This window comes from Maribacter sp. R86514 (assembly GCF_044597005.1).
Lineage (GTDB): Bacteria > Bacteroidota > Bacteroidia > Flavobacteriales > Flavobacteriaceae > Maribacter.
On the sequence record NZ_CP138999.1, the window covers coordinates 1636258 to 1650329 of the forward strand.

General features: G+C 35.9%; 10 protein-coding genes. 7 read left to right on the forward strand and 3 right to left on the reverse strand.

Annotation, left to right across the window (positions count from 1 at the left end; genetic code table 11):
• The first annotated feature begins 20 nt into the window (after window positions 1–20).
• The 6 genes from SJY30_RS07250 to SJY30_RS07275 all read left to right on the forward strand — a co-directional run bounded on the left by SJY30_RS07250 (window position 21) and on the right by SJY30_RS07275 (window position 7587).
• Window positions 21–1538: a glycoside hydrolase family 10 protein gene (locus SJY30_RS07250; protein WP_396634903.1), complete on the forward strand. Its 1518-nt coding sequence runs from the start codon at window positions 21–23 to the stop codon at window positions 1536–1538.
• A gap of 1 nt (window position 1539) precedes the next feature.
• Complete coding sequence (locus SJY30_RS07255) at window positions 1540–2814, forward strand: MFS transporter (RefSeq protein WP_396634904.1); 1275 nt, start codon at window positions 1540–1542, stop codon at window positions 2812–2814.
• The gene (locus tag SJY30_RS07260) at window positions 2807–4363 is read left to right on the forward strand and encodes a glycoside hydrolase family 3 protein (protein WP_396634905.1); all 1557 of its coding nucleotides are present in this window, start codon (window positions 2807–2809) and stop codon (window positions 4361–4363) included. The genes SJY30_RS07255 and SJY30_RS07260 overlap by 8 nt, the downstream gene beginning before the upstream one ends.
• A gap of 25 nt (window positions 4364–4388) precedes the next feature.
• A complete protein-coding gene (locus SJY30_RS07265) occupies window positions 4389–5465 on the forward strand; it encodes an anhydro-N-acetylmuramic acid kinase (protein WP_396634906.1) in 1077 nt (358 codons plus the stop codon).
• Window positions 5466–5598: 133 nt separating this feature from the next.
• Complete coding sequence (locus SJY30_RS07270) at window positions 5599–5859, forward strand: DUF4212 domain-containing protein (RefSeq protein ID WP_036157977.1); 261 nt, start codon at window positions 5599–5601, stop codon at window positions 5857–5859.
• 33 nt (window positions 5860–5892) lie between these two features.
• Entirely contained in the window at window positions 5893–7587 is a 1695-nt protein-coding gene (locus tag SJY30_RS07275; RefSeq protein ID WP_396634907.1) for a sodium:solute symporter family protein, read from the forward strand.
• 7 nt (window positions 7588–7594) lie between these two features.
• Here SJY30_RS07275 and SJY30_RS07280 read toward each other — a convergent pair whose 3' ends face one another.
• Complete coding sequence (locus SJY30_RS07280; RefSeq protein ID WP_396634908.1) at window positions 7595–8854, reverse strand: DUF3644 domain-containing protein; 1260 nt, start codon at window positions 8852–8854, stop codon at window positions 7595–7597.
• 63 nt (window positions 8855–8917) lie between these two features.
• On the opposite strand from SJY30_RS07280, the gene acs reads away from it, so the two are divergent.
• Window positions 8918–10825 carry an acetate--CoA ligase gene (gene acs / locus SJY30_RS07285; protein ID WP_396634909.1) on the forward strand — a complete coding sequence of 636 codons (1908 nt, stop codon included), beginning with the start codon at window positions 8918–8920 and terminating at the stop codon, window positions 10823–10825.
• A gap of 64 nt (window positions 10826–10889) precedes the next feature.
• On the opposite strand, the gene SJY30_RS07290 is transcribed toward acs, so the two are convergent.
• On the reverse strand, window positions 10890–12608 hold the full coding sequence (locus tag SJY30_RS07290) for a hypothetical protein (protein WP_396634910.1): 1719 nt from the start codon (window positions 12606–12608) through the stop codon (window positions 10890–10892).
• A 161-nt stretch (window positions 12609–12769) separates the two neighbouring features.
• The gene (locus tag SJY30_RS07295) at window positions 12770–13993 is read right to left on the reverse strand and encodes a multidrug effflux MFS transporter (protein WP_396634911.1); all 1224 of its coding nucleotides are present in this window, start codon (window positions 13991–13993) and stop codon (window positions 12770–12772) included.
• Window positions 13994–14072: the final 79 nt, after the last annotated feature.

The window sequence follows — 14072 nt, forward strand, 5'->3', positions numbered from 1 at the left end:
AATGGGTCTTTTTTACATTTATGACGAAACAACTAACGCTACTCGTACTTTTATTGCTGCTTCATTCGTGTGGAATTTTTAATTCTTATGAAAAATATCCGAAGAGGGAATTCAGAGGGGTTTGGATCGCTACCGTGGTCAATATAGATTGGCCAAAAAATGGCAATGACACCGCAGAAAAACAAAAAGCGGACTACCTTAAAATTTTAGATTTTTACGAAAAGGAAAATTACAATGCCGTAATTGTACAAGTACGCGCTGCTGGTGATGCTTTTTATAAATCTGATTACGCACCCTATTCCCGGTTTTTATCCGGTGAAGAAGGTAAAGCTCCAAAATGGAATACAGATGTTCTTGAGTGGATGATCAATGAAGCTCACCAACGTGGTATGGAATTCCACGCATGGCTAAACCCATATAGAGCAACTTTCGATGAGAATTTTGAAGTACTATCAGAAACGCATGACTATTGCACAAACCCTGAGTGGATGGTACATTACGGTAAAAAGAACTACTACAATCCTGGATTGCCAGAAGTACGCGAACGTTTTTCTAACATCATTGCGGAGTTAGTCTCCAATTACGATGTAGATGCCATACATTTTGATGATTATTTTTATCCTTATACCATTAAAGATGCCGTTTTTAATGATTCATTGGCGTTCAAAACTTATGCACAGAAGAATCAAAAAATTGATGATTGGCGACGCAGTAATATTGATTCATTAGTAAGGCAATCTCACGAAACCATTAAATCCATAAAACCATGGGTGCAGTTTGGTATTAGTCCGTTCGGTGTTTGGAAAAACAATTCCACAGACCCAAAAGGTTCTGACACTAAAGCAGGGCAAACCACCTACGAAGATTTATACGCGGACCCTTTACTTTGGATGGAAAAAGGTTGGATAGACTATCTAGCACCACAAGTTTATTGGAGTATGGATTTACCCGTAGCATCTCACAGAAAAATTTTAGATTGGTGGTCAAAAAACAACTACGATACTAACCTCTATATAGGCAATGGTCCATATAAGATTAGAAACAACAGCGATAAAGCATGGGATGATATTGAGGAAATTCCAAATCAGATTGAGCTTGCCCGTGAAACACCTCAAATAGAGGGTAATATTATGTTCAGCGCCAAATCCCTAATGAATGATAATGATGATGTAGTTGAGTATATGCATAATAAATATTACAAAAAACCAGCATTAAATCCGGTTTCCACCTTATCAAAGAAGCATTCTGCAAAAAAACCTAAGTTAATAACTACTTCTAAAACAGATTCAGAGCTTGTTCTTGAATTCAATGATTTAAGGGAAATACGGTTTGCTTTGTTTTACACTTCTGGTATACGGGTCAAAAAAACATATGACATCAAGAAATTACGATCTAAAATATATGTTGATAACACCTCCAATGTTGTACGTATTCCTATTAACCAACTAAGAAAAAAATATAATGCCATTAGTTTTATAGACGTATATGGTAAAGAAACTACACCTATAATTTTCAATTTAAAACAAGTTAATAAGTAATATGGTACAAAAAGACAAAGGAGCTTGGGCATGGGTACCCGTGTTATATTTCACGCAGGGCTTACCTTATGTATTGGTAGTTACCGTATCTGTAATCATGTACAAGAAACTAGGTGTAAGTAATGAAGATATTGGACTATATACCAGTATCCTCTATTTACCTTGGGTATTAAAACCATTATGGAGTCCGTTCGTTGATTTAAAAAGTACCAAGCGTAAATGGTTTTTGAGCATGCAGCTCTTAATTGCCATTGCCTTGTTAGGTGTTGGACTCACTCTACCCACCAAAATGTTCTTCGTTTCATCATTAGCCTGTTTTTGGATGGCAGCTTTTGCTTCTGCAACAAATGATATTGCTTCAGATGGATATTACATGTTAGGTCTTACCGAAAAGAAACAATCTTTCTTTGTTGGAATGAGAAGTACCTTCTATCGTCTTGCCATGGTAACAGGAGAAGGACTGATAGTTGTATTAGCAGGGTTTTTAGAAAATAAATATGGAGACAATACTAAAGCTTGGAGCGTAACCATGTCGGCAGCAGCTTTTTTAATGCTCATTATGACCGTTGCGAACTTTTTCGTCACTCCAAAATATGAATCTGAAAGCAACCAAGAAAAAGAAAAACCTGCAGGTTTCTTAGAAGTATTTGCTTCATTCTTTAAAAAACCAGGTATAGGCATTGCTCTAGCCTTTATTCTAACCTATCGTTTGGGAGAATCGCAATTGGTAAAAATGACATCTCCTTTTTTACTGGATTCCCCTGATAAAGGAGGGTTAGGTTATTCTACAGAACAGCTAGGAACCATTTTTGGCACAGCAGGAGTTATTTTTCTTTCTATTGGAGGTATTTTAGGAGGTATTTTAATTTCAAGGGACGGATTAAAAAAGTGGATGCTACCAATGGTGCTTTCATTAAACCTCCCAAACATTTTGTATGCTGTTTTGGCAATCACAAATACAACAAATATTTATGCCGTAACGGCGACCGTAATTTTTGAAAAGTTCGGTTACGGATTCGGTTTTGCCGCCTTTTTAATGTACCTCATTTACATTGCAGATGGCAAGTCTAAAACATCTCATTATGCCATTGCCACAGGTTTCATGGCGCTAGGTATGATGCTACCAGGTATGGTAAGCGGCTATATTCAACAATGGCTGGGCTATGATGGCTTCTTTGTTTGGGTCGTAATTGCCGCTTTGCCAGCATTATTCCTTTTAAAATTCATTTCTTATCCGGCAGATTTCGGCAAAAAAACAACACTTCCCAATGAATAATATGATACCTACAAAAGAAGCTATAGAAAAACTCTCTTTGATTGAAAAAGTGGGACAGCTTTTTATGCCTGCAGCTTTTATTAATGATACAGAAGAAGAAATTCAGAAATTAGAAAAACTGATTTCTGAGCATCATATTGGCAGTCTATGCTTTTTTCACTCCAGGGCAAGTGCGGCTACCAATTTTGAAGGCAAGAAAAAAATAGTTGTCAATAAAAATAGCTTTGACACCTTAAGAAACCTCATCAAGAGATATCAAAAAGCGGCAACATACCCGCTATTAATTTCTATTGATGCCGAATGGGGATTGGCAATGAGAATAGAAAATACGCCTCAATATCCATATGCCATAACCTTAGGCGCAAATACAGAAAATAAAGATTTGGTATTTGAAGTTGGTAAGCAGATTGCCAAAGATTGCAAAGCTGCGGGTATTCATTGGAATCTTTCTCCCGTAGTTGATGTCAACGTTAATCCGAATAATCCCGTAATTGGTTATCGTTCTTTTGGTGACAACAAGCACAACGTAGTTACCATGGCGACAGCTTTTGTAAAAGGTACACAAAGCGAAAATATACTTACAAGCATAAAACATTTTCCGGGTCATGGGGACACCGCTACAGATTCGCATTTGAGCTTGCCTGTTATAGATAAATCGAAAAAAGATTTAATTGAAAATGAATTGTATCCTTTTCAAAATTTGATAGACGAAGGTGTAGATTCGGTAATGGCAGGGCATTTATCCGTCCCCGCTTTAACCACTAGTCCAGAATTACCTTCAAGCATAAATAAAGATATTATTACAGGAGTGTTACGCAATGAAATGGGTTTTGACGGTGTTGTAATATCCGATGCTTTAAATATGTATGCCGTATCTAAAAATTATCCAACAAAGGGTGAACTAGAATGGCTTGCCTTTAATGCCGGTAACGACGTACTATGCTTTGCCGAACATATTGAAGAAGGAATACAATTCATCTTACAAAATGCATCTGAAAAACAAATAAATAAAAGCATAGAGCGTATTTGGCATTTAAAGGAAAAAGCGATTATCGAAGGTAATTCTGAATCAGAAGTAACCGACCCATCATCTTTGAATAGAAAAATAGCTGAGCAATCACTTACACTGCATCATGGTTCTAGCGAGGATATTGCAAATTTTAAAGAATCGAATTTCTGCACATTAACTATTAAAAGATTTGGGACGGACCAATCTAAACAAGATATCTTAGAGAACATTGTAGAGATGAAAAAGGAAGTTAAGAACGAAACTGAAATTCTTTTGCTTTTGACTCCCCCACAAATAAAACCGACGAATAAATTCGGGTTCTTTGATGAAGAAATCGATTTCATAAACGAACTGATCGCCTCTAAAAAAGTTGTTCTGTATCATTTCGGTAATCCGTATACATTGAAATACTTAAACACCGAAAAAACAACCGCAACGGTAATTGCATATCAGAATTTTAAAGAGTTTCAAGATGTGGCAACCGAACATTTTTTAGGCCAACTTGAAGCAAAGGGGAAATTGCCGGTATCATTGAGCTAATCTATTATATTAAAAAAGCATCCAAATGAAAACATATAAAATTATCGGTCTTATGTCTGGCACATCATTAGATGGTCTTGACTTAGCATATTGTCACATTTGGGAGAAAAATGATGTATGGCAGTTTAATATTAAAAAAACCAAAAGCGTTAAGTATTCTTCAGAAATGCTGAATACCTTAAAAAACGCTATTAGTTTGTCCGCAGAAAAACTCATTGAATTACATAATACGTACGGTACGTGGCTAGGTGAGCAAACCTCAATATTTATAAACGAGAACAAATTAGATGTAGACTACATAGCAAGTCACGGTCATACCACACATCACCGACCAGAAATGGGACTTACGTTTCAAGTAGGTTCTGGTCAACATTTAGCAAATGCTACGAGAATTAAGGTCATAGCAGATTTTAGAACAAATGATTTAGCACTTGGTGGACAAGGAGCGCCATTGGTGCCTATTGGTGACCGTAAGTTTTTTAATGAATATGAATTTTGCCTGAATTTAGGAGGAATCAGTAATATCTCTTTTGAAGTAAAAGATAAGAGAATAGCCTACGACATTGGTTTGGCTAATATGATTCTAAATTATATTACCAGAAAGGTTGATTTAGAATATGATGAAGACGGAAATCTTGCACGTTCTGGGAGTATAAATACAGAAATGCTAGAGCGGTTAAATAATCTTGAATATTATCTATTGCCACACCCCAAATCTATAGGTTATGAGTGGTTTTTAGAAGAAGTGGTACCCATTGTTGAAGATACAGATGATACAATTGAAAATTTACTATACACCAGCATAAATCATATATGTGATAAAGTGGCTCAACAGATTCAATTAAATTTTATAAATAAAGACCAACAATTATTAGTAACAGGCGGTGGCGCACTCAATTCATTTTTAATAGAAACACTACAAGAAAAATTAGGTACAAAGACAAAAGTAGTTGTACCAGAAAAAATAATCATTGAATTTAAAGAAGCTTTGGTATTCGCATTAATGGGTGTATTGAGAGTGGAGCAATTAACAAATGTACTTTCATCAGTAACTGGAGCAAAAAAAGATTCTTCAAGTGGAGTATTGTTCATACCCAATTAAAGTTTTTTACCTAATTTACTCAATAATCGAGAATCAAATAAGCAGAGATTCACCCCTGCAACACACTAATTTTTAATTGAAGTTTCCTTAAATCAACTTTTAGGAGATGGACTTCATTAAAACCAAAATAGACATGTCAGATAAACAAAAGAAAGCGTCGGCTTATTGGAAAGAAAATGTCAGGTACTTGTTCATTTTATTAGCTATTTGGTTTATCGTCTCTTTTGGTGCTGGTATACTATTTAAAGAATCTTTAGATGCCATAAAAATCGGTGGTTTTAAACTAGGTTTTTGGTTTGCACAACAAGGATCTATTTATGTATTCGTCATCTTGATTTTTGTCTATGTAAGACTCATGAACAAATTGGATAAAAAATACGGATACGACGAATAACAACACAACCATCAACCACCAAAAAACCAACTTATGAGTGTTCAAACTTGGACGTATATTTTAGTAGGACTCACCTTTGCTCTCTATATCGGAATTGCAATCTGGTCTAGAGCCGGATCTACCAGAGACTTTTATGTTGCTGGTGGCGGAGTATCACCACTTGCTAACGGTATGGCAACGGCAGCCGACTGGATGTCTGCCGCCTCGTTTATTTCTATGGCAGGAATAATATCCTTTGCCGGCTATGATGGTTCCGTATACCTTATGGGTTGGACAGGCGGTTATGTACTACTGGCATTACTGCTAGCCCCTTACCTAAGAAAATTTGGCAAATTCACCGTACCAGACTTTATAGGTGACAGATACTATTCAAAAACTGCACGTATTGTTGCAGTAATCTGCGCATTGATTGTTTCCTTCACATATGTTGCGGGTCAAATGCGGGGTGTTGGGGTAGTATTCTCAAGATTTCTACAAGTAGATATCAATACAGGTGTTATCATTGGTATGATTATCGTTTTGTTTTACGCCGTTTTAGGAGGAATGAAAGGTATTACCTATACACAAGTAGCGCAATATTGTGTATTGATTTTTGCCTTTATGGTTCCCGCAATATTCATTTCCATACAAATGACAGGAAATCCTATTCCGCAATTGGGTATGGGCGCAAGGCTTAATGATGGTTCTGGTACTTTTCTTTTAGATAAGTTAGACGGACTTTCAACAGAACTAGGCTTCAACGAATATACCGATGGCTCTAAATCGGTGACCGATATTTTTGCTATCACCTTAGCTTTAATGGTGGGCACCGCAGGGTTACCACACGTTATCGTTAGATTCTTCACCGTTAAAAAAGTAAAAGACGCAAGAAAATCTGCCGGGTTGGCTTTACTGTTAATCGCTATTCTATATACTACGGCACCTGCAGTTTCTGTTTTTGCAAAGACCAATTTAATTAATACGGTAAGTAATGAAGAATACTCAAGTATGCCGGTTTGGTTTAAAAACTGGGAAGAAACAGGACTCCTTTCTTTCGATGATAAGAATGAGGATGGTAAAATTCAATATGTAGCAGATGCATCTAAAAATGAATTAACAATTGATAATGATATTATGGTATTGGCAAATCCTGAAATTGCAGATTTACCTGCCTGGGTAATTGCTTTGGTTGCAGCAGGAGGATTAGCGGCAGCACTTTCAACAGCAGCAGGTTTATTACTAGTGATCTCTGCATCAGTTTCTCATGATTTGGTAAAGAAAGTGTTTAAACCGAATATTTCTGACAAAGCAGAATTATGGGTAGCAAGAGGTGCCGCAACGGTAGCGGTAATTATCGCAGGTTACTTTGGTATTAATCCGCCAGGTTTTGTAGCCGCAGTAGTTGCACTGGCATTTGGTTTGGCAGCGGCATCATTCTTCCCAGCCATTGTACTAGGTATATTTTATAAAAAAATGAATAAAGAAGGAGCCATTAGTGGAATGGTAGTAGGTATAGTTCTTATGTTATTCTATATGACCAAGTTTAAATTCGGCTGGTTTGGTGGCGGAACACCTGATGATTGGTGGTTTGGTATTTCGCCTGAAGGCTTTGGTAGTATCGCTATGATTGCTAACTTTATTGTAGCCATTATTGTTCTTCAATTTACACCAGAACCACCTAAAGATGTGCAAGAAATTGTAGAAAATATTAGAATACCAAGTGGCGCAGGTGAAGCCACGGGACATTAAAAAAAGTTTAACCTTTTTTTATATAATAGCAATCAAATTCCTTTAGGATATTAGGATCATACCATCCCCTACTTGTACCTTTATTCTCCTTAGCATTTAGATATCTCTCTTGATAAAATTTATTGTTAGATTTAAATTCCTTCAATAAATTATAAAACCTTTGATCTTGCTTAAAATTGGTATATCTCTTCCTCAAACCTGGAATAAGGTGATCTCTATAATTCCAAATAAATTTAGTCTTGAATTTGTCTTCTTCATTTATTATAACTGAAATCGCATCAGGATTATCAGAGTCAAATTTAAACTTACTTTTAACAAATTTAGTCTCTAAATGTAAACTAATCCTATGTCCATTATCTTCATTAAAAGGATGTTCTTTTTCTTTTTTTGATATATAATTAATCAGATTTTGGTTTTGTTGACTCTCGGAGTTAATAGAATAGCTTTGCATTTCGTGTGAATGAAAAAATGACATTGGCATTATGTAAAAATTATATTTAGACAAATCTTTCTTAAACCATTCTTTAGTAATTTCTAAATAGCTTTGCAGACTTGCTGTACCAACTTCTAATAACTTCAAATTTAAACCATAACTATCATTTCTAAAATGAATTGCATTATCTCTTAACTCTATAAGAATTTTAAGATTATTTACTAAAATATCATTTAAGGTAATAATTTTTATCGCATCGCCCATTGAGATTGTTCGGTAATTCCCAGACCTCGACTTAACAAATTCATTTGGTTTATGCATATCTTTTATATACAATGATTCTAAATTTTCTTTAGAATCAAAAACTATTTTAGACTTCAAAAGAAGTTCCCATGCATTTACAATTAAAATAGAAAACGTTTCTTCTCTGTAAGCAAAGTTTGGTTTATTGTAAATTTCAATGGCTGCGAGAATAGCCTGAACACTTTTATCAAGTAAAATTCTAGATTCTGTTTTAGCTGAAGTACTGGTAAGATTTTTTGTAGGATTTAAAATCCTATAATTCGAACTTGTTCTATAAGCATAATCCTCAACAGTAATACCAGAAGTATTTTGAGCTTTATATGAACCTTCTTTTAGCTTTACAATAAACTCGCCAAATTCACTTCGACTTAATTTTGCCTTTAATGAAGCTTTTAAATCATATGTTGATGCTTCAGCCAATTCCTTTGCTGTAAAAGTACTATTTGATCTCTCTTTAGCTTGCAAAAATTTAAATGTAAGTTTTTGTTTTGGATGTACTTTAACCGATTTATTACCAACGTTTTTAAACATATCTCAAACTAGCGAAAATATGTATAAGTTTCATTATTTTTAGGGATAAATATCAAACTTACCATGAGTAATTATCACATTAAACATCTGGAGGAATATTATCAAGTCTATCGAAAATCGGTTCGTAATCCTGAAGCTTTTTGGGAAGAAATTGCTGAAGAACATTTTGTTTGGCGTAAACGATGGGACAATGTATTGACTTGGGATTTTAAAAAACCCGAGATAAAATGGTTTGAAGGTGCTAAATTGAATATCACGGAAAACTGTTTGGATCGTCATTTACCAACGAGAGGAGAGAAAACCGCCATCATATTTGAACCTAACAATCCGGAAGAAGAAGCACAACACATCACCTACAGAGAGTTACATGAACGTGTATGCCGCATGGCGAATGTGTTGTTAGACCACGGGGTCAAAAAAGGTGACCGTGTTTGCATTTATCTACCTATGATCCCTGAATTATCTGTGGCCCTTTTAGCATGTGCGCGTATTGGGGCTATACATTCAGTAGTATTTGCAGGGTTTTCATCTCATGCATTAGCAACGCGTATCAATGATTCTGACTGTAAGGTTGTATTGACATCAGATGGTTCTTATAGAGGAAACAAATCAATAGATCTAAAAGGCATTGTAGATAAAGCTTTGGAAGGGTGCCCAGGAGTTACAAATGTGCTGGTCGTAAAACGTACCAAATCTAAAATTGATATGTTAGAAGGCAGGGACAAATGGCTACAACCATTGTTAGATGAAGCCTATGCAGATTGTGTTGCTGAGGTTATGGATGCTGAAGACCCGTTATTTATACTTTACACTTCAGGTTCTACGGGGACCCCAAAAGGAATGGTGCATACCACGGCAGGTTACATGGTCTATACCGCCTACACCTTTAAAAACGTATTTCAATATACCGAGAATGATGTGTATTGGTGCACCGCAGATATCGGCTGGATTACCGGACATTCGTATATTGTCTACGGACCATTAGCAAATGGAGCAACTACTTTAATGTTTGAAGGCGTTCCCTCCTATCCGGATTTTGGTCGTTTTTGGGAAGTTGTTGAAAAACACAAAGTAAATCAGTTTTATACCGCGCCAACTGCTATTAGAGCGCTCGGAAAAGAAAGTTTGGATTTTGTTGAAAAGCATGATTTATCAAGCCTTAAAGTTTTAGGATCTGTAGGCGAACCTATCAATGAAGAAGCATGGCATTGGTACAATAATAACGTAGGTAAAAAGAATAGCCCTATTGTAGATACGTGGTGGCAAACAGAAACCGGTGGTATTATGATTACCCCGATACCCTACGTAACCCCAACTACTCCAACTTATGCAACACTGCCATTTATTGGTATACAACCAGCGTTAATGGACGAAAACGCAAAAGAAGTAAAAGGTAATCAAGTAGAAGGCAGGCTATGCGTAAAATTCCCATGGCCATCTATAGCTAGAACTATTTGGGGTAATCACGACCGCTACAGAAACACCTATTTTTCAGCATATGAAAACATGTATTTTACAGGCGATGGCGCGTTGAGAGATGCCGTTGGGTATTACAGAATTACTGGTCGTGTAGATGATGTCATCATAGTTTCCGGTCATAATTTAGGTACTGCACCAATAGAAGATTCCATTAACGAACACCCAGCAGTGGCAGAATCTGCAATTGTAGGTTTCCCTCATGATGTAAAAGGAAATGCTCTTTACGGATATGTTATTCTAAAAGAAATAGGTGAAAGTAGAGATCGAGATAACCTAAGAAAAGAAATCAACCAACAGATTACCGAACTTGTTGGTCCTATTGCAAAATTGGATAAAATTCAGTTTGTATCTGGGCTTCCAAAAACACGAAGTGGTAAAATTATGCGTAGAATATTACGTAAAATCGCAAGTAATGATACAAGTAATTTAGGAGATACCAGTACGTTACTAAATCCGGAAGTTGTTCAAGAAATCATGGACAATTCGCTGTAGCCATATTTGTATCTAAATTTTTTAAGAAATTCGCCGAACCTGCTAAAAATAGGTTTGGCGAATTTTATTTTATTAGAGAAGTTGTCAATACTATATCCGCATTTTCCCAGCTTAACTTTCTTTTTGCTTCAGTTTCGTTAACCATATTTTGGTCATTCAGCTTCTCATATGCCAGTTTTAAACCATGTAATGCCCACCCGTTTTTAGGTAACCTAGCCAGATCTTCTTCATAAGATTTGATTGCATCGTCATAAAGTTCTGCATCAATTTGTACAGCCCCAAGATGGTGCCTTACAGAGAAAAACCAATCTGGTGGCTCATTATAATTTAAACCATCCTCAATTTCAACCGCTTCCTTCAATAATACTATACTTTCTAGGTACTTAGATTCTTTAGCCAAGATTTCTGCTTTCAAAACATTTCTAGCTATTTGAACCAAAATGTATACCGAGTTAATATCCCAAATTGATATTTCCTTTAAACTATCATCTTTCGAATAAACCTCTAAAGTTCGTAATTCCTTTTTTGCATTTTCAATTTCATCTAATCTTAAAAAAGCCATTCCACGGGCATAACTTAAAATAGCTGATGGATATTTTAAAGAAGGAACTTCATTTTTCATTTTTAATATTTCATTCCACTTTCCAAACTTCACGTTAATGTAAAATGGTATCGTATAAAAATGTTGAAGCGTTCCCCAACCTGGCTCTTTCATTAACGTGGTACTTGAATGCTTTGCTACTTTATCAGATGCGTCCAATGCCATTTCACTATTACCTTCTAATGAGGCGGTAGCTGCCAAAAAATGATAATTATGAGGAAAGTAAGCTATAGGATATGCACCTTGAGCATGGCAGGAAGCCACATAACTACTATCAACAGCTACTGCCTGAACATTTGCTAATGTGCCTTTATGGTAGTCCCCTGTTCGAATATAAATATGTGAAGGCATGTGAACAAGGTGCCCGGCACCGGGCACTAGACCTTCATCAAAAATTGCAGCGCTTTCTAAAGCATCTTCCGGATGTAAGGACGCTTCAAGCATATGAATTTTAAAGTGATGTGCTCCCGGGTGTTTTGGATCTATTTCCAAAGCGCTGTTGACTACTTGAATTATTTCATTTGTTCTATCTCTAGGATTTCCTTTTTCATCCCACAAATCAAAAGGATACATATCCATTATTGACTCGGCATACAGTGCAGCAACATCAGCATCGTATAAATAATTATTATGAACTTCACGCAACGCGTTTGAATATGCCAAATCAAGATTACCTCTATCCTCAACCGGAAACTGAACATACCTTTTTGACAAGGCATCTATAAGATCTTTTTCTTTTTGAGAAGCCTTATTTTCCGCCAGTTCTTTTGCCTTTTGTACTGCATCGTAAGCTCTTTGATAATTATCTGGTTCCATCCCTGCATTATAATTAGGTCCCAGTACATACGCAAAACCCCAATATGCCATTGCACAATTAGGGTCTAACTTAGTGGCATAGTAAAAAGATCTTGCCGCCTCAGCATGGTTGAAACCATAAGCCAAAACCATACCTTGATTTACATATTGTTGTGCTAATCTATTATTGGTCGTTACAGGGAACTCCATCACATTTAACCCGTCTATCAAAGGAGCAATATTATCAGATTGATACCATGATATATCTGTTGTGATGGGAGCGCAAGCAATAAAAGGTCTGTTTGAAATATTTTCAGTGTTCCCTCTATTCTTACAAGCTGTGAAAACAAAAAGTAATACAAAGAAATAAAAAAATGATTTTTTCATAGCTGTAAACATCAATATTTATCAAAATACAATATTTACAATATAGATTCATGAGACTGAAAATCAAATATTTAACGTGCAATCCGCATTGAAGAACGTATAAATGACAAAAAACCGGAATACTTAATCTACAATTAAGAACAAGTCTTATCTATAAAAAATCATTTGGAAAACGCACGATTGCTTGCAAAAAGAGGTCGCGTTTTAAATGTCATAAATAATATTACCGATATGAATCCGCATACACCCAAACCTGCAAAAAGTGCCCAAACAGAATCTTCAATAAAGCTACCTACGAAAATTGAAATTGGAATAGAGAGAATTGTAGAGATGAATCCTGTAATTGCTGCGCCAATACCAGCAATATGACCAATAGGTTCCATTGCAATAGATCGCATGTTTCCCCATATAAATCCTAAACACAAAAACTGCAGTGATAAGAATATCAGTAAAATGGTAATACTTGGATTTTTAGCCCCTAAGAATAACAGACTATATGACAAGGCTATACATGTGAATACTACTAATGCTGTAAAAGATAAATTCCGCATTCCAAAACGCAATACCAACGTACCGTTCATTAAAGTAGAAAACCCTACTGAAAGCGCAAGTCCAGCAAACACGTAAGGAAAAGTTTCAGTTAACCCATAAAGCTCTTCAAAAACATGTTGAGCAGAACTTAAGTATACAAGAAAAGACCCTGTAATCAATCCTGATATCATGGTACACGAAACGGTTTCTTTGTATTTAAAAATCTCTTTAGTCCCTCTAATAAAAACATGAAAAGAAAAAGGAACTTTGTATTCCGGATGCAAGGTTTCTTCCTGTCTTTTATAAAACCAAATCCCTACAACCAAAGCAAAAAACAGCTGCATATAAAAAATACCTTGCCAACCCGTAATACCCATTACCGCTTTACCAATAGCAGGTGCCACTACAGGAACAAGAATAAAGAACGCTGTAACAAATGACATAATTTTTGCCATATAATCTCCTCTATAGGTATCACGAATTATAGAAATACTTATAGTTCTGGGTGCAGACAGACCAATTCCCTGCAATACACGACCAACCAACATTAACTCAAGATTTGGTGCAAACAAACATATGATACTAGCAATCAAAAAAACAGTAAACCCAAAGTATACAATGGGCTTTCTACCAAGACTATCTGATAGTGGTCCAAAAAACAACTGCCCTACTCCCAATCCTAAAAAAATCATCGTCACCAATAACTGATTTTGGGTTGGATCTAAGCTATTGATAGACACACCAATATCTGCCATAGCCGGTAAAATGGCATCGATTGTCAATGCAACAATCGACATTAAAGAAGCCATTAGGGCAACAAACTCAAAATTCGGTTTTACCTGTTCATTCTGCATTGTGCAAAAATACGGCTTAACATTTCAAGCTATGTTATTAAAAGTTGATATTTGAGAGTATGCATTTTTGAAATTCAAA